Genomic DNA, 21197 nt, shown 5'->3' with positions numbered 1-21197 from the left:
CGCCTCATGCCAGAAACGGGCACCGCAGGGCACGGGCAGCGTGTCCTGCCGGGCATCGCGTGGATACCGCAAGGTCGAGCCAGGGCCTTCCGGGCCGCCCACACCGGACCATCGGTACGTCCCCCGTGATAGGGCGGTCCCGGCTCACCCGCTCCCGCCGCCGGCCGGCGCCTCACGCGTCCGGGTCCAGGCGAGCAGCTCCCCGGCCCGCCAGGTGTTGATCACCCGCTCGGCCGGGACACCGCACTCCTCCGCCCGCGCACAGCCCAGGATCTGCCAGTCCAGCTGCCCCGGGGCGTGCGCGTCGGTGTCCACCGCGAAGAACACCCCCGCCTCCACCGCCTGCCGCAGCAGCCGGCGCGGCGGGTCCAGCCGCTCCGGACGGCTGTTGATCTCCACCGCCGTACCCGACTCGGCGCACGCGGCGAAGACCTTGTCCGCGTCGAACTCCGACTCCGGCCGCTTCCCGCCCACCAGCCGCCCCGTGCAGTGGCCCAGCACGTCCACCAGCGGACTGCTCACCGCCCGCACCATCCGCCGCGTCATCGCCGGGGCGTCCATCCGCAGCTTGGAGTGCACCGAGGCCACCACCACGTCCAGCCGGTCCAGCAGCTCGTCCTCCTGGTCCAGCGAACCGTCCAGCAGGATGTCGCACTCGATGCCCGTCAGCAGCCGGAAGGGCGCCCACCGCTCGTTCAGCTCCGCCACCACGTCCAGCTGCTCCCGCAGCCGCTCCGCCGACAGGCCCCGCGCCACCGTCAGCCGCGGCGAATGGTCCGTCAGTACCGCCCACTCGTGGCCCAGCGCCGCCGCCGCACGCCCCATCGCGTCGATCGGGCTGCCCCCGTCCGACCAGTCGGAGTGCAGGTGGCAGTCGCCCCGCAGCGCCGCCCGCAGCGCCGCACCCCGCTCCGGCGCCGCACCCGCCTCGCCCTCCAGCCGCTCCAGATACGCCGGTACGTCCCCGGCCAGGGCCTCCCGCACCACCTGAGCCGTCTTGGGGCCCACGCCCTTCACCCGCTCCAGCGTCCCGGCCCCCGCCCGCTCGGCCACCTCGTCCGCGCCCAGCGCCGACAGCGCCGCCGACGCCGTGCGGAAGGCCCGCACCCGGTACGTCGGCGCCTGCGACCGCTCCAGCAGGAAGGCGATCCGGTCCAAAGCCTCCACGGGATCCATGCGCATGCTCCTCTGCGGCTCTACGGGCGGTATCGGGGGGTGGCCGCGCCCTACACGGACGGGGCCGGCGGCCGGGACGGCGGGCCGATCTCGCACCACACCGCCTTGCCCTCCCCGCGCGGCTCCACGCCCCAGCGCAGCGCCAGCGCGTCCAGCAACAGCAGGCCCCGCCCCGACGTGGCCGCCTCACCCGGCGTACGCCGCCGGGGCCACGCGCTGGAGCGGTCCTGCACCGTCAGCCGCACCCGCCGCACCGGCTCCGGCAGCACCTCCAGCGTCAGCACCGCGCCGCCCTCGGTGTGCAGCAGCACATTGCCGAGCAGCTCCCCGGTCACCAGCTCCGCGTCGTCCGCGAAGCCCCCCATGTCCCAGTCCCGCAGCGCCCGCCGCACCACCGCCCGCGCCTCCGACAGGCCCTGCGGATCGGCCTGGTGGATGTACTGGTGGACCCGCGGCGCCCGGGGCGTACCCGGATCCGGACTGCGCCGCAGCACCAGCAGCGCCACGTCGTCCCCCGCGCCCCACCGCTCCCAGAACCGCTGCGACAGATGGTCGGCCAGCTCCTCCGCCCCCGGCGGCCCGCTGCTCACCGCCGCCTCCAGCGCGGCCAGCCCCTCCCCGATGTCCGCGCCCGGCTGCTCGACCAGCCCGTCCGTGCACAGCACCAGCGTCTCGCCGGGCACCAGGTCGAGCCGCGTCTCGGGGAACTCCTCGTCCCCGAAGACCGACGCCACGCCCAGCGGCAGCCCGCCCGGCAGCTTGGGCCGCCCCACCCGCCCGTCCGTGTGCCGGATCAGCGGCCCCAGGTGCCCCGCCCGCACCGCCCTGACCGTCCCCGTGTCCAGGTCCACCTGCGCGTACGTGCAGGTGGCGAACCGCTCGGTGTCCAGCTCGGCGAGGAACCGGGACGCGCGGGCCAGCACCGTCGACGGGGCGTGGCCCTCACCGGCGTACGCCCGCAGCGCGATCCGCAACTGGCCCATGATGGCGGCGGCATGGGTGTCGTGGCCCTGCACGTCGCCGACCACGATCCCCACCCGCCCGCGCGGGAGCGGGATCACGTCGTACCAGTCGCCGCCCACCAGCCTGCCGCTCCACGCCGAGTGGTAGCGCACCGCGATCTCGCCGCCCGCCACCACCGGGATGCGGCGCGGCAGCATCGTGGCCTGGAGGCCCGTGGCCAGCTCCCGCTCCTCGTCGAAGAGGATCGCCCGCTGGAGCGACTGCGCCACGATCGCCGCCAGCCCCAGCGACAGGTTCCGCTCGTCCGCGCTGAACGCGGTGCGGCCCCGGTAGAACAGGGCCATCCCGCCCAGCGTGCGGGCCTGCGCCACCAGCGGCAGATAGGCCGCCGCCCGGAACCGCAGCCGCCCAGCGAACGGGGCCAGCTCCGGATAGCCCCGGATCAGCTCCTGGAACGAACTGCTGAACAGCGGGCGCCCGCTCAGCACCGTCTCCGCCAGCGGGATCCCCGGCTCCAGCCGCCGCGCCCGCAGATGGTCCAGCACCTCCAGCGACTCGCCGCTGAGCGCGATGACGTTCAGCGAACCGTTCTCGACCAGACCCAGCGCGAAACCGTCCGCGCCGAGCCGCGCCAGGCCCCCGGGGCCGGTCAGCGCGGCCGTCACATCGTCCACCGTCACCGCCCGGGACAGCGCCTGCGTGGTGCGCTCCACCATGTTCGTCTGCCGCTGCCTGCGCTTCTCCAGCTCCACCATGAACTCGGAGTGCGTGATCTCGGAGGTGGCGTCCCGGACGATGCCGACGATCCGGTGCGCCCGGCCGCCGCCGTCGCGCAGGATGCGGGCCTGGACGTGCGTCCACTGCACCGACCCGTCGTCCAGCGGCACCTGGAAGTGCGCGGCGTACGACGAACGGCCGCTGATCAGCGCGTCCTTGATGACCGCGTCCAGCCGGGTGCGCTCCTCCGGCTCCAGCCGGTGCACCAGGGAGGCCGGGCGGGAGTCGAACGCGCCGGGCGGCACGCCGAACACCAGCAGCCCCGCCTCGTCGATGTCGATCGCGCCCGCGTCGAGATCCCAGTCGAAGCTGCCCGTGCGGTTCATGGCGAGCCGCTCGGTGGGCCCGATCTCGCCGCCGCGCACCTGGTTGTCGGTCATCCCCCTCATTGTCGAGCCGCTCACAGGAGAACGCCAAGGTGTCGGCGCGTTCCGGTGGTCCGGGCGGGGGTGGTGAACCGGGCGCCCACGGCGCACGACGGGACACGCCGGGGGCGCGGGCGTCCCATGGCGGGGACCCGGGTGCTCGGCCCGGGCCGTGCGGTGGCGGTCCGAGCCGTGCGGTCGTGGCCCGGGCGGTGCCGTGGGACCCCGCGGCGGGGTAGAGGCACCCCCGTCCCCGTGCGGGCCCTTCCGTCCCGTACGGGCCCTGCCGTCCCGTACCGGCCGAACTGCGCCCGGCGGCGGCGCGGGGCACGCTGGAGGCGTGAGCAACGCCGAGGAGGCGCCCCCGGGCCCCCGGCCGCTGGGCGCCGCCCTGTCCGACGTCCTGCGGAGCAGCGGCGCGTCCATCGGCATGGTGTACCTGCGGCCACCGGGGGAGTCGGCGCTCTGGCTGGCGGTGCTCAGCGGCGTCTCGCTGGAGTTCGCCTCGCCCTGGATGCGCGTCGCGCCCCAGGACCCCGTCCCCGTCGCTGAGGCCGTCGCCGGGCGCCGCCTGGTGTGGGTGGCCGACCGGGAGGAGATGGCCCGCCGCTTCCCGCGCGCCGGGCTCGTCCTCCCGTACGCCCTGTCCCTCGCCGCCGCCCCGCTCGCCGACGAGGACACCGTCCGCGGCGGCCTGGTCCTGCTCTGGCCGGGCGGCCACGCGCCACGGCTCGCCGCCTCCGAGGAGGACGCCGTGCGGCGGGGCTGCGACCGCATGACGGCCGTCCTCGCGGAGGCCGCCGCCGAGGGCCGGCCCGTCCGGCCGGGGCGGCAGCCGCTGCTGGTACGGCCCGCCCGGCGCACCCCCGGGCCCATCGAGGCCGTCGCGGCCACCGAGTTCATCCACCGGCTCCCCGGCGGCAGCTGCTCGCTCGACCTGAACGGCCGCGTCACCTTCGTCACCGAGGGCGCCGCCGAGCTGCTGGGCGCCGACCCCGACGAGCTGACCGGCGCCCTGCCCTGGGAGGCCCTGCCGTGGATGGACCACCCGGCGGTCGAGGACCACTACCGCTCCGCCGTCATCAGCCGCCGCACCACCACCTTCACCACCCTGCGCCCGCCGGACCGGTGGCTCCGCTTCGAGCTGCACCCCGACGCCTCCGGCATCAGCGTCCGCATCACCCCAGCCCCGGCCCCCGCCCCCGATCCCGATACCGGACCCCGGGACGGGGACCGCACCGGCGGCCCGGAGCGGGCGACCGGGGAGGACCTGGGTGGCCCGGACACGGACGCGGCCCCCGGGCCGGGCGAGCCGGACCGGGACGGGCGCCGCCCGCCCGCCCTGCCGAGCCGCGCCACCAGCCTCTACCACCTGATGCACCTCGCGGCCACGCTCACCGAGGCCGCCGGCGTCCAGGACGTGGTCGACCAGGCCGCCGACCAGATCACCCCCGCACTCGGGGCGCACGCCCTCGCCATGCTCACCACCGAGGACGGACGCCTCCGGGTGGTGGGCCACCGGGGCTACACCGCCGAGACCATGGGCCGCTTCGACTCCATGCCGCTGTCCGCCAACACCCCGGCCGCCACCGTCCTCACCGGAGGACGCCCCCTCTTCTTCAGCAGCCGCGAGGAACTCCGCAGCGCCTACCCCGCGGCGGTCGTCCTCGAGAGCGGGGGAGCCGCCTGGGCCTTCCTGCCCCTGATCACCTCCAGCCGCACCGTCGGCTCGCTGATCCTCGCGTACGACCGCCCCCGCGCCTTCCACCCCGGCGAACGCGCCATCCTCACCTCCCTCGCCGGCCTGATCGCCCAGGCCCTGGACCGCGCCCGGCTCTACGACAGCAAGCAGGAACTCGCCCACCGCCTCCAGGCCGGGCTGCTGCCCCACACGCTGCCGCACGTCCCCGGCCTCGACGTCGCCGCCCGCTACCTGCCCGCCGGACGGGGCACCGGCGTGGGCGGCGACTTCTACGACCTCATCCGCCTCACCGGCACCTCCGCCGCCGCGGCCATCGGCGACGTCCAGGGACACAACGTCGAGGCGGCGGCACTGATGGGCCAGGTCCGGGCCGCCGTCCACGCCAGTGCGGGCGCGCCACCGGGCGAGGTCCTCACCCGCACCAACCGGCTCATCACCGACCTCGACCCCGGCCTCTTCACCAGCTGCGTGTACGCGCACATCGACCTCCGCCACCACCGCGCCCTGATCGCCACCGCCGGGCACCCGCCGCCCCTGGTGCGCCACCCCGACGGCCACACCGAGGTGCTCGACCTGCCCCCCGGACTGCTCCTCGGCATCGACCCCGCAGCCGACTACCCCACCGGCGGCGTCACCCTGCCCGTCGGCACCCTGCTGGTCCTCTACACCGACGGCCTGATCGAGGCACCCGGCGTCGACCTCGACGACGCGACGGCGGACCTCGCCGGGCAGCTCGCCGCGCACGGGGACCTGGACCTGGAGGACCTCGCCGACGTCCTGATCGCCCACGCCCACGGCGCTGCGCTCCGCACCGACGACATCGCCCTGCTGCTGCTCCGCACGGTCGCGCCGTCGTCCCCCACCGGGACGGGGCCGGGCACGTGAACCGCGCACGCCCGGCCGTCGTCGAGGCCCCCTCCGTCCTGGGCCTGCGGCCCTCCGGCGTCCAGGACCTCCCGGCCGCGCTCCTCGGCGCCGGGCTCCTCGACCGCCTCGGCGCCGACCACGCCGGCCGTGTCGACCCGCCCCCGTACGACCCCCGGCGCGACCCGGACACGGGCGTCCTCAACCCGGACGCCATCGCCCGGTACTCCACCGATCTGGCCGACCGGGTCGGCGCCGTGCTCGACTCCGGCCGCTTCCCCGTCGTCCTCGGCGGCGACTGCACCGTGCTGCTCGGCAACCTCCTCGCGCTGCGCCGCCGGGGCCGGCCGGGGCTGTTCTTCCTGGACGGCCACACCGACTTCTACCAGCCGTCCGCCGAACCGGCGGGCGAGGCGGCCTCCATGGAACTCGCCCTGGCCACCGGACGCGGCCCGCGCGTCCTCACCGACCTCGAAGGGCGCGGCCCGCTGGTGCGCGACGAGGACGTGGCCGCGCTCGGCTTCCGGGACACCGAGGAGTCCGCCGAGGCGGGGATGCAGCCGCTCCCGCCGCGGCTGTACGCGGTGGGCCTGGACGGTCTCCGCACGGCCGGCGCCGCCACGGCGGCCCGCGACGCGCTGGACCGGCTCGACCGGAGCGGCAACGACGGCCACTGGGTGCACCTGGACGCCGACGTCCTGGACGACGCCGTGATGCCGGCCGTCGACTACCGGCAGCCCGGCGGCCTGTCCTGGGCGGAGCTGGAGACGGTGCTCGGCCTCGCCCTGGCCGCGGAAGGGGCCCGGGGGCTGGGCGTCACCATCTTCAACCCGCGCCTCGACCCCGGCGGCCACCTCGCCGCCCGCCTGACGGCCTGCCTGGCCCGCGCCTTCGAGAGACACGGCCCGGTACGAGGCTGAGGCGCCCACCGGCCGGGGCCCGGGCCCGGTCGCGGTTGCGGTGACCTGCGGCTGAGGCGCCCTGCGGCTGGGGCCCGGGCCGTACGCGGCTGAGGTGCCGGGTGTCGCGGTTCCTGGCCCGTACGAGGCCGAGGCGCCCTGCGGCTGGGGGCCTTGGCCCGTACGAGGCTGACTCGCCCTGCCGCCGGGCTGCGGCCCCCACGGGTGTCACCGCCCGTCGCGGTCGAGCCGTGCCGCACGGGCCGCCCCGCCGCGGTCGGGAGGCCCCGGGCGACAATGTGGCGGTGAACGACGCTCCCTCGCCCGCCGACGCCCCGGTGCCCCGCCGCTACGACGTGCTCGGGCCCGTCCGGGTCGTCCTCGGCGACGGCTCCGAGACCCCCGTCCCGGGCGCCCGGCTGCGGGCGCTGCTCACCGCGCTCGCCGCGGCGGGCGGGCGCGCCGTCCCGCCCGGGCACCTCGCCGCCCAGGTGTGGGCGGGCGACCCTCCGGCGGACGCCCCGGCCGCGCTCCAGGCGCTCGTCGGGCGGCTGCGCCGGGCCCTCGGGCGGGAGGCGGTGGTCACCGCGCAGGGCGGCGGCTACCGGCTGGGGGTCGCCCGCGCCGAGGACGTCGACCTGTTCCGGTTCGAACGCCTCGCCACCGACGGCGCCGCCGCGCTGCGCGCCGGTGACCCGGCCGCCGCCGCCCGGCTCCTCGACCCGGCCCTGCGCCTGTGGCGCGGCCCCGCCCTGGCCGACCTGCCGGGCCGGGACGGCGACCCCCTCGTGGTGCGCGCCGAGCGCCGGCACACGGAGGCGCGCCGCGACCGGCTGGCCGCCGATGTCGCCCTGGGCCGGCCGGAGGCCGCGCTCACCGGCCTGGCCGAACTGGCCGCCGCCCACCCGCTGGACGAGCCCCTCGCCGCGCTGCGGATCCGCGCGCTGCGGTCGGCGGGCCGGGCGGCCGAGGCCCTCGCCGCCTACGAGGACGTCCGGGCCGGCCTCGCCGCCGGGCTCGGCACCGACCCCGGCCCGGAGTTGAGGGCCCTGCACGCCGACCTCCTGGCGGGCGGCCCGGCACCGGCCCCGGCTCGACCCGCACCGGCACCGTCCACCGCGCAGGCGCCCATGGGGCCCGTGCCCGGCAATCTGCCCGCGCGGGCCACCTCGTTCGTCGGGCGGGCCGGGGACGTGACCGGCCTCGCCGCGCGGCTGCGCCATGAACGGCTGGTCACCCTGGTGGGCCCCGGCGGCGTCGGCAAGACCCGGCTGGCCCTGGAAGTGGCCGCCGCGACCGCACCGGAGACCTGGCCCGACGGCGCCTGGGTCGCCGAACTCGCGCCCGTGCACGACGAGGACGGCGTCCCCGAAGCCGTACTCGACGCCCTCGGAGCGCGCGAGCCCCTGGCGTGGGGCGCCGACCAGCCGCACCGGGCGCCGCTCGCCCGGCTCACCGACCACTGCGCCCGCCGCCGGCTGCTGCTCGTCCTGGACAACTGCGAGCACCTCGCCGGCGCCGCCGCCCGCCTCGTCGCCGCCCTGCTCGCCCGCTGCCCCGGCGTCACCGTCCTCGCCACCAGCCGCGAACCGCTCGCCGTCCCCGGCGAGACCGTCCACCCCGTCGAACCGCTCTCCCAGGACGCCGCCCTCCGGCTGCTCGGCGAGCGCGGGGCCGCCGCCCGCCCCGGCTTCCGCACCGACGACGACCCGGAGGCGTGCGCCGAGATCTGCCGCCGCCTCGACGGCCTGCCGCTCGCCCTGGAACTGGCCGCCGCCCGGCTGCGCGCGCTGACGCCCCGCCAGATGGCCGCCCGCCTCGGCGACCGCTTCCGCCTCCTGGACCGGGGCAGCCGCACCGCGCTGCCCCGCCAGCAGACCCTCCGTGCCGTCGTCGACTGGTCCTGGGACCTGCTCGAACCGGCCGAACAGGCCGTCCTGCGGCGGCTGTCGGTCTTCGCCGGCGGCTGCTGCCTCACCCGTGCCGAGGAGGTCTGCGCCGAGCCCGACACCCTGGAACGCCTCACCTCCCTGGTCGACAAGTCCCTCGTCGTCGCCACCCCGGCGCCCGGCGGGGACGGCATGCGCTACCGGCTCCTGGAGACCGTCGCCGACTACGCCGCCGAGCGGCTCGCCGAGGCGGGGGAGCGCGAGGCGACCGCCCGCCGCCACCTCACCGCCGTCCGCGAACTGGTCCGCACCACCGAGCCCCTGCTGCGCGGCCCGCGGCAGACCGCGGCCCTGGAGACGCTGGAGACCGAGCACGACAACATCCGCGCGGCGCTGCGGACCGCCGCCGAGCTCGGCGAGGAGCAGGAAGGGCTGTGCATCGTCCTCGCCCTCAACTGGTTCTGGCAGCTGCGCGGTCACCTCACCGACGCCCGGGCCTGGTCCTCGGAGATCGCCGCGCTCGGCCCCGACCCGTTCCCGGCCGCCGGGCCCGAGCCGGTGCGCCGCGCCGTCCCCCTGGCCCGCCGGTGCACCGACCTCCCGCCCCCCTGGGACGAGGAGCACCTCTGGGAGGCCCGGCGCGGCGCCCGGCTGATGGCGCTGGCGGCCGACGGCGAGCAGGGCGCCGCCACCATGGAGCGGCCGGACAGCCGCGCCCGGCTGGCCGCCGTGGTCGAGGCGTACCGGCCGGGCCTGCCGCAGAACGGCCGCCAGCCCGGCACGATGTGGTTCTTCGCCCGGCTGCTGCTCGGCGAGTACGACGGGCTCGGCCCGACGATGGACGCGTACGTGGCGTGCTGCCGCGAGCACGGCGACGCCGGGGACCTCGGGCTCGCCCTGCTCACCCGCGCCCGGCTGCTGCCCGGCCGCGACACCGGGGCGGGCGGCGACGCCGACGAGGCGCTGGCCCTCTTCGAGGCCGCCGCCGACCCCTGGGGCATCGCCGAGGCGCTCTCGGCCCGCGGCGAGGCCCACGACCGCGCGGGGCGCCACGAGTCGGCGGCGCGGGACTACGAGCGGGCGGCGGAGAGCGCGCTGCGGAGCGGGGCGCGCGGTCTGGCGCCGGTCTTCCGCGCCCGGCTCGCCCACGTCCGCCTCCGGGGCGCCACCGGGCCCGCGGAGCGCGAGAGCGCCGAACGCATGCTGCTCCGGGCGGCCGAGGACGGGGAGGCCCAGGCCGTCGAGGCGATCAGCACCGCCCGGCTGCTGCTCGTCCAGCACTACGGCCGCACCGGCCGCACCCGCCTCGCCCGCACCCAGCTGGACCTGGTCGAGGGCGGGCTGCCCACCGGGACGGCCGAGCTGTTCACCGGGCTGCTCCTCGGGCTGCACGGCTGGCTCGACTGCCTCGACGGCGACCACGCCCGCGCCCGGGACCGCCTCGCGTCGGCGGTCCGGCGCCTGGAGACGCTGGCGTACCTGGTGGCCCCGCACCTGATTCCGGCTCAGTTCCCCACCGCCGCCTGGGCCATGGCCCGGCAGGGCGACCCGCACGACGGGGCCCGGCTGCTGGGCGCCTACGACCGGCACGCCGACGGCCCCGGGGCGACCGGCTTCCGGCACCTGCCCGCCGACGCGGAGGCGGAGATCCGCCGGCGCGCCGAGGCGGAGCTGCGGGCCGTCCTCGACGAGGCGGCCTACGCCCGCGCCCACACCGAGGGCGCCGCCCTCACGGTGAAGGCCGCCGCCGCGCTCGTACGCTGAGGCCCGCCCGGCCTGTCCGGGCCACCACCTGAGCAGGGCGGGCCACCGCCCAGGAGCGACCCCCGCGTCACGACCCGGCCAGGCGCTCCCGGGCCTCGGCGAGGTCGTCCTCGGTGGGCGCGTCGTCCTGGCTCAGCCGGCGGCGCCAGTACCCGGCGAAGTCGACCGACCGCCGGTCCATGCCCCGCTCGTCCACCAGGTGCCGGCACAGCGCCCGCACCGCGCCCGCCTCCCCGGCCAGCCAGGCGTACCCCGCGCCCGCCGGCAGCCGGGCCGCCCGCACCGCGCCGAGGAGCAGCCCCTCGCCGTGCAGCCAGTGGACGGTCAGGTCGCCCCGCCCGCCGACCGGCTGCTCCTCCGCCGCGTCCGGCACCTCGACGTACGCCACCGCGCGGTGGCCGTCCGGGAGGGCCTCGGCCACCGTGGCGAGGGCCGGCAGGCCCGACTGGTCGGCGGCCAGCAGCGTCCAGTCCGCCCGGCCGGGGTCGACCGGCGCGGCGAAGGCGGCCGACGGCCCGAACATGCCCAGGATGTCGCCGGGCCGGGCGGCCCGCGCCCACCGGGTGGCGGGCCCCTCCCCGTCACCGCCGTGCTCCCCGTGGTGGAGGAGGAAGTCGATGTCGACGGTGCCGCGCCGGGCGTCGTGCGCCCGGATCGTGTAGCTCCGCATCCACGGCCGCTCGTCCTCCGGGAGGGCGGCGTACGCGGCGTACCACCCCGCGAAGTCGTCGCCGACCGGCTCCGGCAGCACCGGCACCGCCCGGCCCGGCCGGGGGAAGTACAGCTTCACCTGCTGGTCGGGGCCGGCCAGGGAGAAGCCGGCGAGCGCCTCCCCGCCGAAGGTGACCCGCACCATGCGCGGGGTGAGCCGCCTGACGGCGGTGACACGGACATGGCGGACTGGGAGCGGCATACGGATCTCTCCTCGGGAGGACGGGGGACGGACCGCCGGCGGCGGCCGGGACACCACGCTCGCGCCCCGCGCCGACAGCGCTCCGACAGGGCTCCCACAGGGCGCCGACCCCGCCCCGGCACCGCACGGACATTCGCCCCCTCCCCGGCCGGTGCAGCGGATGCGATCGGGGTACCCGGCGACGACAATGACTGCAGGACGAACAAGGAGGCGGCATGAACGCTGAGCCCGATTCGACCTCCCGGCGAGAGGGCGTCACGCCCGACAGGCTGCTGCACAGCGGCGCCGAAGGCGGCGACGTCAGTGCGGAAGACCTGGTGCTCGCCTCGGGGCGTGACGTCAACCCCAAGAACCTGGCCTGGGCCGAACGCAGGCTGGCCGAGAAGGGCAAGACCGCCCTCGACGAGCTGCTCCCCTGAGCCCCCTGAGCCCTCTGGGCACTCTGAGCCCCCTGGCCCCTCTGAGCCCGGACCCCTGACGGCAGCTCCCCCCGTGCACAGGGCTGCGGCCTCCTCCGCGACGTGCCGCGGAGGAGGCCGCAGCCCGTGCTCGGGGCACTCAGTCCCGGCCCGCCCACTCCTCGGCCGGGGCGGGGGCCGGCCGCCCGTCCCGCAGCGACGACTCGCCCCGGTCCCAGGCGGCCAGCACCCGCTCGCCCCACAGGTCGTCCAGCCAGACCGTCGCCCGGACACCGAACACCACGTCCGCGGCCAGCCCCGGCTCGCGGGCCAGTAGGTCGCCCAGGACGTCCCGGCGCATCACCTGCTCGTGCACCGCGTCCGCCTCGACGTGCTCGGTGAAGAACCGCAGGCACCGCTCCTCGGCCCCCAGCCGCTCCAGCGCCTTCGCCATCCGCCGGGCGCCCGGCGGCGAGGTGATCTCCAGCACCGCGAAGTTCCCCGCCGCCGCCCCGCGCAGCGAGCGGTGCAGCCCGAACAGCGACATCACGTTCACCGTGGCGAGCGTCGCGGCCGGGGCGAGGTCCAGATAACGCCCGTACGAGGAGTCCAGGCCCGCGCCCTCCATCAGGTCCGCGAACAGCCGGGCGTGCACCCGCTCGCCGCGTCCGGCGCCGAACTCGTCGTACGCCACCGCCACCAGCGACGCCTTGGCCTGCCCCTCCAGGCGCGGGATCAGCCACGCCTGCGGATCGGACTCCTTGAGCTGGTAGAGCGAGCGGTGCACCAGGTACTCCCGCATCCGCTCCCAGGTGCCCTCCGCCATCAGCCGGTGGGACACCCCCTGGCCGTCGACCGGCTCCACCAGCAGCGGGTCGATGGCCTCCTCGACGTCCGTGTCGTCCGCGCCTCCGCCGGGCACCGCCTCGCGCAGGGCGCCCAGGAACGCCTCCTCCATCGGGCGGCGCAGCCCCAGCAGCGCCGGGTCCCACTCGCGCTCGTCGGCCACGCCGTCGAGGGCCCGGTAGTGGGGCTCGTACGCCAGGTACAGCGCCAGCTGGAGGTCCTCGCCGAGCGGGTCGGCGCCCGCCACCGACACCCCGGGGGCCTCCCGGCCCCGCAGGACGTCCAGGACCGCCGCCGAGAGCGGGCCCCGTTCCCCGGGCAGGGGAGCGGTCGTCGTCATTCCTTCTCCTCCACGTCCATCTGCTCCAGCGGCCGTACCGCCGGCCCCTGCACCACCTTCCCGTCCACGTCGAACCGCGAACCGTGGCACGGGCACTCCCACGCGGTCTCCTCGTCGTTGAAGTGCACCAGGCACCCCAGGTGCGTACAGCGCGCCGACACCGCGTGCAGCGCCCCCGCCTCGTCCCGGTGGACCGCGAGCCGTCGCCCCCCGACGCGTACCACCGCGCCCCCGCCGCGCGGGATGTCGGCCGTCGAGTCGGCGTGCGCGCCCGGCAGCCGGTCGCCGATGAAGTGCTTGCCCACCTGCGCCTGGAGCCGCAGCATCGCCGGCGCCTCGTGCACCGGGCGCAGCCGCACCGGGTCGTACAGACTGGTCCAGGCGGGCTCCCGGCCCCGGATGCGGGACGCGATCAGCTCGCCCGCCATCACGCCGTTGCTCATACCCCACCCGGCGAACCCGGTGGCCACGTACACATGGCGCGAACCGGCGTGCAGCCGCCCCACGTACGGCACGTGGTCGGTGGTCATGTTGTCCTGCGTGGCCCAGCGGTGGGTGAGTTCCACCCCGTCGAACCGCTCCCGCGTCCACGCGGCGAGCCTCTCGTACCGCTGCCCGACCTCGCCCTCGTCGACGGTGCCCGGGGTGAACTTCTCGCCGGTGACGATCAGCATCCGCCGGCCGTCCTCGCCCATCGGCGCCGTACGCACCGACCGGGTGTTGTTCTCCCAGGTGAGGAACATCCCGCCGGGGTCCTGCCCGGCGGGGACGGGCCCGGCGACCACCAGCTCACGCTTGGGCTCCAGCCGGGTGAAGAGCAGCGCCCGGTCGAAGACCGGGTAGTGCGTGGCGACGACGACCTCCCGCGCCTTCACCGTGTGCCCGGTGCTCGTCGTCAGCTCGCACGGCGACCCCTCCTTGAGCCCGGTCACCCGCGTCCGCTCGAAGATCCGGCCGCCCAGCACCTCCAGGTCGGCCGCCAGCCCCAGCAGGTACTTGCGCGGGTGGAACTGCGCCTGGTCCGCCACCCGCACCGCGCCGGCCACCGGGAACGGCAGCGGCACCTCGGTCTCGTACGAGGCCGGCAGCCCCGCCGTCCGGGCCGCCTCGGCCTCCTTCCGGAGCTTCTCCTCCTGCCCGGGGTCCTCCGTCCAGGTGTACGCCGGCAGCCGCTCCAGGTCGCAGTCGATCCCCAGCTCCTCGCTGACCTGGGCCACCTTCTCCAGGGCGATCTGCTGCGAATGGGCGTACAGCCGGGCGGCCCGGGCGCCGTGGATCCGGGCGATGTCCGCATACACCAGGCCGTGCAGCGACGACAGCTTCGCGGTGGTGTGGCCGGTGACGCCGGAGGCGATGCGGTCGGCCTCCAGCAGCACCACCGGGTGCCCGGCGCGGGCCACCTCCCACGCGGTGCAGAGCCCGGCGATCCCGCCGCCCACCACGGCGACCTCCGTCTCGACCGGGCCGTCCACGGCCGGACGGGCCGGACCGGGGGCGTACTCCATCCACAGGGACCCGGAACCGGACCCGGACGCAAAGCTCATCGCTCACTCCTCACGCGCACACTCCGATCACCGGCGTTTCGCCGGAGAAGTCCGAGGTACCCGCTGCTCATGCGTCTACTCAGACCGCGCGGCGTGTACGCGCCCCAGGAGGACACGGAACTGCTCGCCCAGGCCGCGCGCGGCGAGTTGCGCAGGCTGTGCGCCGAACCGCGGCCCGCCGTCGACGTGCTCGACGTCGGTACGGGAACGGGCGCGCTGGCCCTGATGGCGGCCGGCTGCCCGGGCGCGCGGGTGACCGCCGTGGACATCTCCTGGCGCGCCGTGCTCGCCGCGCGCCTCAACGCCTGGCGCCTCGGGCTGCCGGTCACCGTCCTCCGGGGCGACCTCACCACGCCCGTACGGGGGCGGCGGTTCGACCTGGTCCTGTCCAACCCCCCGTATGTGTTGTCCCCGGCGCCGCTGCGCGGCGGGCCGGAACGGGCCTGGAACGCGGGGGCCGACGGGCGCCAGATCCTCGACCGGCTCTGCGCCGACGCGCCGGGCCTGCTGACCGAGTCGGGCGTCCTGCTGCTGGTGCAGTCGGCGCTGTCCGGGGTGGACCCGACGCTGGACATGCTGCGGGACGGCGGCCTGTCGGCGCGGGTGGAGCTGCGCACCACGATCCCGTTCGGGCCCGTGATGGCCCGGCACGCCGCCTGGCTGGAGCAGCGCGGCCTGATCGGCCCGGAGGAGCGCAAGGAGGATTTGGTGGTGATCCGTGCCCAGCGAGACTGACCGTACGGCCGAACGGGTGGTGATCGACCCGGAGGGCCCGCTGCTCATGGAGGGCCCCGTCGAGATACGGCTGCCGGACGGATCGACCGTGTCCTCCGACCGTTTCATGGTCGCGGTGTGCACCTGCCGCCGCAGCCGCCGCTACCCGTGGTGCGACACCAGCCACCGGCGCCGCACCCCCCGTGAGGACCGTCGCAAGGATTGAGACCGCCCGGTTCGCGGCACTCGTACCGCATGAACCACCCGAACCCGAATCCCGATCCGAACCCCGACCCCGACCCGGACCGCACCACGGGGCTCGACGCCGGAGGCGGCGTCCCGCCGGGAGAGACGCCGCCCGCCGAGTCGAGCATGCCCGGGGCCGGCCCGCAGGAGACGCACAACCCCCCGACCGGCTGGGCGAAGGCGCCGCTGGCGCTGATCATGCTGGTCGTCGCCGCCGTGGCGGCCCTGTTCATCGCCTTCGCCGTCCTGCGGCTCCTGTGAGGTGGCGAACCGGCGCACTCCTGTGAGGCGGCGAACCGACGGAGAGGAGCATCCGGCATGACCACCGCACGCCAGCTCATGACCAGGGGCGTCGACTGCGTCGGTGAGCACGACACCGTCCTCCAGGCCGCCGGGATGATGCGGCAGCTGGGGGTCGGCGCCATGCCGATCTGCGGCACCGACGACCGGCTCAAGGGCATGCTGACCGACCGCGACATCGTGGTGAAGACGCTCGGCGCCGGCAAGGACCCCGCGACGACCACGGCCGGCGACCTCGCCCAGGGCGACGTGGTGTACGTGGACGCCGACGACGACGCGCAGCTGGTGCTGCGCAGGATGGCGCGCCACCGGGTGCGGCGCCTCCCGGTGATCGAGGACCACCGCCTGGTGGGGATGGTCTCCCAGGCCGACGTGGCCCGCGCGCTGCCCGACCCCCAGGTCGGCGACCTGCTGCAGGCCCTCTCCAGCGACTGAGCCCCCGGCCCCGGCGGGGCGGGGCCCGCGAGCAGGGCCCGGGCGCGGGAGGCGGCCTGGGCAGGCCCCGCGCACGGCGGTAAGGTCGGACGATGGCCCCCGCCACCGGTGACACCGCCGCCGACCCCGGCCTCTTCGGGCCCGGATCCGTGACCTGGCACCTGCACGGCGACCCCATGATGTGGGTCGCCGGCGTCCGGGCGCTGTACCTCCAGGCGCTGCACCCGGCCGCCGTCCGCGGCGTCATGATCAACAGCAGCTTCCTGGACGACGCCTGGGGGCGGCTGATGCGCACCGCCGGCTTCGTCGGCACCCGCACCTACGACACCACCGAGGCCGCCGAGGCCGCCGGCGCCCGTGTCCGCCGCGTCCACCGCCTGCTGGGCGTCGACCGGCCCGAGCTGCTGCTGTGGGTGCACTGCGCCGAGGTGGACTCCTACCTGCACGTCCTGCGCCGCTCCGGCATCACGCTCAGCGCCGCCCAGGCCGACCGCTACCTCGACGAACAGCGCCGCAGCGCCCGGCTCGTCGGGCTCGACCCGGACCGGGTGCCCGGCTCCACCGCCGCGCTGTCCGGCTACTTCGACGGCATGCGCCCGCAGCTCACCGCCGGGGAGGACGCCCGCACCGTCGACGCCTTCCTGCGCCGGCCGCCGGTCCCCGCCCCGCTGGTGCCCGCCCGCGCCGTGCTCTGGCGCACGGTGGCCTCGCTGGCGTACGACTCGCTCCCGCCCTTCGCCCACGCCCTCTACGGCCGGCCGGCACCCGCCCCGGGGGCCGTCACCCGCCGCCTGACCGCCACCGGCACCCTGTTGCGCTGCGTCCCCTCCCGTATCCGCTGGCAACTCCCGCCCCGTCACATCCTCCGGGCGACGGCCAGACTGGGGCGCGACACCCGTCCGGCCCCGTACAAACTCCGCGGACAGGCCGCCATACTGGACGGGCCGGGACCGGATCAACGGGAGTGACGGGCTGATCGACGGGGACACGACGGGGGCGATGGCACGCGATGGGGGACACCAGACTGCTCCAGGGCCGGTACCGGCTGGAGGAGTTGATCGGACGCGGCGGGATGGGCGAGGTCTGGCGCGCCACCGACGAGTCGCTCGGCCGCCGGGTGGCGGTGAAGTGCCTCAAGCCGCTGGGGCCGCAGGCGGACCGGGAGCTGGCCGACGTGCTGCGCGAGCGGTTCCGCCGCGAGGCCCGCGTCGCCGCCGCCCTCCAGCACCGGGGCGTCACCGTCGTCCATGACTTCGGCGACTCCGACGGCCAGCTCTACCTGGTCATGGAGCTGCTGGAAGGGCGCAACCTCAGCCAGCTCCTGGCCGACAACGCCCAGCACCCGCTGCCCGTGCACGACGTCGTCGACATCGCCGAACAGGTCGCCGACGCCCTCGCCTACACCCACCGCCAGGGCATCGTGCACCGGGACCTCAAACCGGCCAACATCATGCGGCTCGCCGACGGCACGGTGAAGATCTGCGACTTCGGCATCGCCCGGCTCGGCGCGGACATCGGCTTCACCGCCCGGCTCACCGGCACCGGCATCGCCATGGGCACCCCGCACTACATGTCGCCCGAGCAGATCAGCGGCGGCCAGGTCGACCACCGCAGCGACCTCTACTCGCTGGGCTGCGTGCTGTACGAACTGGCCACCGGCGCCCCGCCCTTCGACCTGGACGACGCCTGGGCGATCCTGGTGGGGCACCGCGACACCCCGCCCGAGCCGCTGCGCACCCGCCGCGCGGAGGTGCCCGAGTTCTTCGAGCGGGCCGTGCTCGACCTGCTCGCCAAGACGCCCGACGGCCGCCCGTCGGACGCGGCCGACCTCCGCAGCCGGATCGCCGCCGGCCCCGCCGCCCGGGCCGGAGTGCTCCCGGGCGTCCCCCCACCGCCCGCCGCGGGCCCCCACGCGCCCCGGTCGCCCTGGCCGCCCCCGCCGGCGCACGCCCCGGGGACACCCGCCGCGCCCTTCCCGCCGGCGCCCGCCCACAGCCCCCACACGCCCGCCCACAGCCTCCATACGCCCGCCCCGGGCCCCCACACGCCCGCGCACTCCCCCTACGGCTTTCCCGCACCGTCCGTCCCGGTCCTCGCACCCGCCCCCGGCCCCCACGCGCATGCCCTCGGCCTCCCGTCCTGGGCGCTGCCCCTGACCACCGGGCCCAAGGCCGTCGGCACCCTCCCGCCGTACAGCGTCCCGCCGCCCGACCCGGCGGCCGCGCTCACCGCCCGCTGGACCGGCCCCGCCGGCCCGGCGACCGGCCCGGCGAGCTACCACCCCTTCCCGGGCGAGCCCGGCCGCCTCGCGGACGACCGCGCCCGCGCCCTCGGGCCCGACCACCCGGACACCCTGGCCGCCCGCCACGAGGCGGCCCGGACACTCGCCCGCCTCGGACGGTGGGACGAGGCGCTGCGCACCCAGCGCCAGGTGGCCGACGGCCGCGCCCGCGTCCTCGGACCGGAGCACCCCGACACGCTCGCCGCGCACCACGAGGTGGCCACCGGCCTCGGCCGGCTCGGCCAGTGGGGCGAGGCGCTCCCGCTGTACCAGCGGGTGACCGCGGCCCGCGACCGGGTGCTCGGACCCGCCCACCCGGACGCCCTGGCGGGCCGGGACGACGAGGCGCACTGCCTGCAGCGGCTCGGACGGCACACCGACGCCGCCGCGCTGCGCGCCCTGGTCGCCGAACTGCGCCGGGCGGGAGGCCCGGGGCCCGCCGGCCACGGCAGGACCGGCGCCGGCGGCCCCTGGAGGTCCGGCGCCGGCGCGTGCTACGAAGGGCCATGACCGTACAGCGCTCGTACGACACCGTCATCGTCGGCGGCGGCCACAACGGCCTCGTCGCCGCCGCCTACCTCGCCCGCGCCGGGCGCTCCGTCCTGGTGCTGGAACGGTTGCCCGCCACCGGCGGGGCCGCCGTCTCCACCCGCCCCTTCGCCGGCGTCGACGCCCGGCTGTCGCGCTACTCCTACCTGGTGTCCCTGCTGCCGCCCAGGATCGTGCGCGACCTGGGCCTGCGGTTCGCCGTCGCCCGGCGCACCGTCTCCTCGTACACCCCGGCCGAGCGCCGGGGCAGGGCCACCGGCCTGCTGGTGGGCGGCGCCCGGACCCGGGAGTCGTTCGCCGCGCTCACCGGCTCGGACGCCGAGTACACCGCCTGGCAGCGGTTCTACGCCCTCACCGGCCGCGTCGCGGAACGCGTCTTCCCCACCCTCACCGAGCCCCTGCCCACCCGGGAGGCCCTGCGCGCCCGCGTCGACGACGACGAGGCGTGGCGGGCTCTCTTCGAGGAGCCCGTAGGGGTGGCGATCGAGGAGCACTTCGCCGACGACCTGGTCCGGGGCGTGGTGCTGACCGACGCGCTGATCGGCACCTTCGCCGACACCCACGACCCGTCCCTGGCGCAGAACCGCTGCTTCCTCTACCACGTGATCGGCGGCGGCACGGGGGAGTGGAACGTCCCGGTCGGCGGCATGGGCGCGCTCACCGACGCCCTGGCCGCCGCCGCGCGCTCGGCGGGCGCGGACATCCGCACGGGCCACGAGGCGACACGGGTCGAGACGGACGGCCGCACCGCCGAGGTTGCCTTCCGCACCGAGGCCGCCGAGGGCACGGTCGCCGCCCGGCACGTCCTGGTCGGCGCCTCCCCGCACGCCCTGGCCGCCCTGCTGGGCCGCGGTGCCCCGCCGCCCGCCGAGGGCGCCCAGCTGAAGGTCAACATGCTGCTGGAACGGCTGCCCCGGCTCCGCGACCGGTCCGTCGACCCCCGGGAGGCGTTCGCCGGGACGTTCCACATCGCGGAGGGGTACGGGCAGCTGGCCGCCGCCTACCAGGAAGCCGCGGCCGGCCGGCTGCCGAGCGCCCCGCCCTCCGAGATCTACTGCCACTCGCTGAGCGACCCCTCGATCCTCGGGCCCCACCTCGCCGCCCGCGGCTGGCAGACGCTGACGCTGTTCGGGCTGCACGCCCCGGCGCGGCTGTTCACCGCCGACAACGACGCCGCCCGGACGGCCCTGCTCAAGGCGACCCTGGCCGAGCTGGACGCCCACCTGGACGAACCGATCGAGGACTGCCTCGCCCGCGACGCGGACGGCCGCCCGTGCATCGAGGCGAAGACCCCGCTGGACCTGGAGCGGGACCTCCGGCTGCCCGGCGGCCACATCTTCCACCGGGACCTCACCTGGCCGTACGCGGACGGGTCCACCGGCCGGTGGGGCGTGGAGACGGAGCACGCCAATGTGCTGCTGTGCGGGGCGGGCGCGGCACGGGGCGGCGGGGTCAGCGGCATCCCCGGCCACAACGCCGCCATGGCGGTACTGGGGCGCTGACCCCCGTCCGGCGGGGCGGGACGGGGGGCCGACACGCCGGATGGGCGCCACTCGGGGCGCCCATCCGATGTGCCGGGGGAGTGCCGGCCGGTCAGTCGATCTCCCAGCAGGTGGCGTCGATGTGCGCGACCTTGACGTCACCGGCCTTCACCGCGCCGCCGGAACCCCAGCAGCCCTCGACGTCCGAGGAGTGGGCGGCGGCGGGAGCCGCGGCCATGAAGCCGACCGCGAGCAGACCGGCCAGAACGAGCGAGATGCGCCGAAGCATGAGTTTCTCCTTCGAGTTGGGGACTCGACACGACTGTTCATCAGCCGCCACCGAACCGCACGCCGAGTCGTGCGGGCGGGTGGTACGAGGTCCGCGAAGGGGAAACGCCCCGGCCGGGCCGCGTCCCGCGCCCGGGCATGCCGCGGCCCCGGAGGCCGTGGGGGAGCACCCCTGGCCACCGGGGACGCGGCGGAGGACCGTGCGGTCAGGTCCGGGTGGGCGGCTCCTGGTTGGGGTCGGTGCCACCGCCGAACTGGCCCCTCGCCTTGTCCTGCGCGGTGTCGACCTGGCCGCTGTACTTGCCCTGGGTCTTGTCGTCCACGAAGTCGCCGGCCTTGTCGATCCCCTGGCCGGCCTTGTCCTCGTGGCCCTTGAGCATCTGCTTGAGCTTGTCCATCACGGACATAGGGTCTTCCTCCTCGCCGAGTGACCCCCCGCCCCTCAGTCTCACCCTGCTGTACG

Annotated in this window: 18 protein-coding genes; 11 read left to right on the top strand and 7 right to left on the bottom strand. The window is 76.6% G+C overall.

The features are described from left to right. Positions 1-144 precede the first annotated feature (144 nt). On the bottom strand, positions 145-1176 hold the full coding sequence (locus tag ACF08D_RS16980) for a PHP domain-containing protein (RefSeq protein ID WP_392223403.1): 1032 nt from the start codon (positions 1174-1176) through the stop codon (positions 145-147). Between the two features lie 50 nt (positions 1177-1226). Beyond that, positions 1227-3296, bottom strand: coding sequence for a SpoIIE family protein phosphatase (locus ACF08D_RS16975; protein ID WP_392223402.1), 2070 nt, complete (start codon positions 3294-3296; stop codon positions 1227-1229). A gap of 364 nt (positions 3297-3660) precedes the next feature. On the opposite strand from ACF08D_RS16975, the gene ACF08D_RS16970 reads away from it, so the two are divergent. The 3 genes from ACF08D_RS16970 (at position 3661) to ACF08D_RS16960 (ending at position 10399) form a co-directional block, all read left to right on the top strand. Further along, complete coding sequence (locus ACF08D_RS16970) at positions 3661-5868, top strand: SpoIIE family protein phosphatase (RefSeq protein ID WP_392224083.1); 2208 nt, start codon at positions 3661-3663, stop codon at positions 5866-5868. Further along, entirely contained in the window at positions 5865-6767 is a 903-nt protein-coding gene (locus tag ACF08D_RS16965) for an arginase family protein (protein ID WP_392223401.1), read from the top strand. Before ACF08D_RS16970 ends, ACF08D_RS16965 begins: the two co-directional genes overlap by 4 nt. A 284-nt stretch (positions 6768-7051) precedes the next feature. Further along, positions 7052-10399, top strand: a complete 3348-nt coding sequence (locus ACF08D_RS16960) for an ATP-binding protein (protein ID WP_392223400.1) — start codon at positions 7052-7054, stop codon at positions 10397-10399. Between the two features lie 67 nt (positions 10400-10466). Here the strand turns inward: ACF08D_RS16960 and ACF08D_RS16955 are convergent, their stop codons facing one another. Then, positions 10467-11318: a siderophore-interacting protein gene (locus ACF08D_RS16955; RefSeq protein ID WP_392224082.1), complete on the bottom strand. Its 852-nt coding sequence runs from the start codon at positions 11316-11318 to the stop codon at positions 10467-10469. A 209-nt stretch (positions 11319-11527) separates the two neighbouring features. On the opposite strand from ACF08D_RS16955, the gene ACF08D_RS16950 reads away from it, so the two are divergent. Continuing rightward, positions 11528-11731, top strand: a complete 204-nt coding sequence (locus ACF08D_RS16950; RefSeq protein ID WP_392223399.1) for a hypothetical protein — start codon at positions 11528-11530, stop codon at positions 11729-11731. A 139-nt stretch (positions 11732-11870) separates the two neighbouring features. Here the strand turns inward: ACF08D_RS16950 and ACF08D_RS16945 are convergent, their stop codons facing one another. Continuing rightward, complete coding sequence (locus ACF08D_RS16945) at positions 11871-12896, bottom strand: iron-containing redox enzyme family protein (RefSeq protein WP_392223398.1); 1026 nt, start codon at positions 12894-12896, stop codon at positions 11871-11873. Then, positions 12893-14440 carry an FAD-dependent oxidoreductase gene (locus tag ACF08D_RS16940; protein ID WP_392223397.1) on the bottom strand — a complete coding sequence of 516 codons (1548 nt, stop codon included), beginning with the start codon at positions 14438-14440 and terminating at the stop codon, positions 12893-12895. The genes ACF08D_RS16945 and ACF08D_RS16940 overlap by 4 nt, the downstream gene beginning before the upstream one ends. A gap of 69 nt (positions 14441-14509) precedes the next feature. Here ACF08D_RS16940 and ACF08D_RS16935 point away from each other — a divergent pair, with 69 nt between their 5' ends. The 7 genes from ACF08D_RS16935 (at position 14510) to ACF08D_RS16905 (ending at position 20467) form a co-directional block, all read left to right on the top strand. Further along, positions 14510-15175 carry a HemK2/MTQ2 family protein methyltransferase gene (locus ACF08D_RS16935; protein ID WP_392223396.1) on the top strand — a complete coding sequence of 222 codons (666 nt, stop codon included), beginning with the start codon at positions 14510-14512 and terminating at the stop codon, positions 15173-15175. Next, a complete protein-coding gene (locus ACF08D_RS16930; protein WP_392223395.1) occupies positions 15159-15380 on the top strand; it encodes a CDGSH iron-sulfur domain-containing protein in 222 nt (73 codons plus the stop codon). The genes ACF08D_RS16935 and ACF08D_RS16930 overlap by 17 nt, the downstream gene beginning before the upstream one ends. Before the next feature lie 29 nt (positions 15381-15409). Beyond that, on the top strand, positions 15410-15661 hold the full coding sequence (locus ACF08D_RS16925) for a DUF6480 family protein (protein WP_392223394.1): 252 nt from the start codon (positions 15410-15412) through the stop codon (positions 15659-15661). Positions 15662-15718: 57 nt separating this feature from the next. After that, positions 15719-16135, top strand: a complete 417-nt coding sequence (locus ACF08D_RS16920; protein WP_392223393.1) for a CBS domain-containing protein — start codon at positions 15719-15721, stop codon at positions 16133-16135. Between the two features lie 92 nt (positions 16136-16227). After that, on the top strand, positions 16228-17103 hold the full coding sequence (locus ACF08D_RS16915; protein ID WP_392223392.1) for an oxygenase MpaB family protein: 876 nt from the start codon (positions 16228-16230) through the stop codon (positions 17101-17103). A 41-nt stretch (positions 17104-17144) separates the two neighbouring features. After that, positions 17145-18926, top strand: a complete 1782-nt coding sequence (locus ACF08D_RS16910; protein ID WP_392223391.1) for a protein kinase — start codon at positions 17145-17147, stop codon at positions 18924-18926. Next, positions 18923-20467: a phytoene desaturase family protein gene (locus ACF08D_RS16905; RefSeq protein WP_392223390.1), complete on the top strand. Its 1545-nt coding sequence runs from the start codon at positions 18923-18925 to the stop codon at positions 20465-20467. Before ACF08D_RS16910 ends, ACF08D_RS16905 begins: the two co-directional genes overlap by 4 nt. 91 nt (positions 20468-20558) lie before the next feature. Here the strand turns inward: ACF08D_RS16905 and ACF08D_RS16900 are convergent, their stop codons facing one another. After that, positions 20559-20735, bottom strand: coding sequence for a hypothetical protein (locus ACF08D_RS16900; RefSeq protein WP_392223389.1), 177 nt, complete (start codon positions 20733-20735; stop codon positions 20559-20561). 205 nt (positions 20736-20940) lie between these two features. After that, a complete protein-coding gene (locus tag ACF08D_RS16895) occupies positions 20941-21141 on the bottom strand; it encodes an antitoxin (RefSeq protein WP_392223388.1) in 201 nt (66 codons plus the stop codon). Positions 21142-21197: the final 56 nt, after the last annotated feature.

Origin of the sequence: Streptomyces sp. NPDC015131 (assembly GCF_043079975.1) — a bacterium.
In the GTDB taxonomy this organism is placed as follows: domain Bacteria; phylum Actinomycetota; class Actinomycetes; order Streptomycetales; family Streptomycetaceae; genus Streptomyces.
The sequence above is the reverse complement of the archived record's forward strand: the minus strand, read 5'-3'. Positions and strand labels throughout refer to the sequence as shown.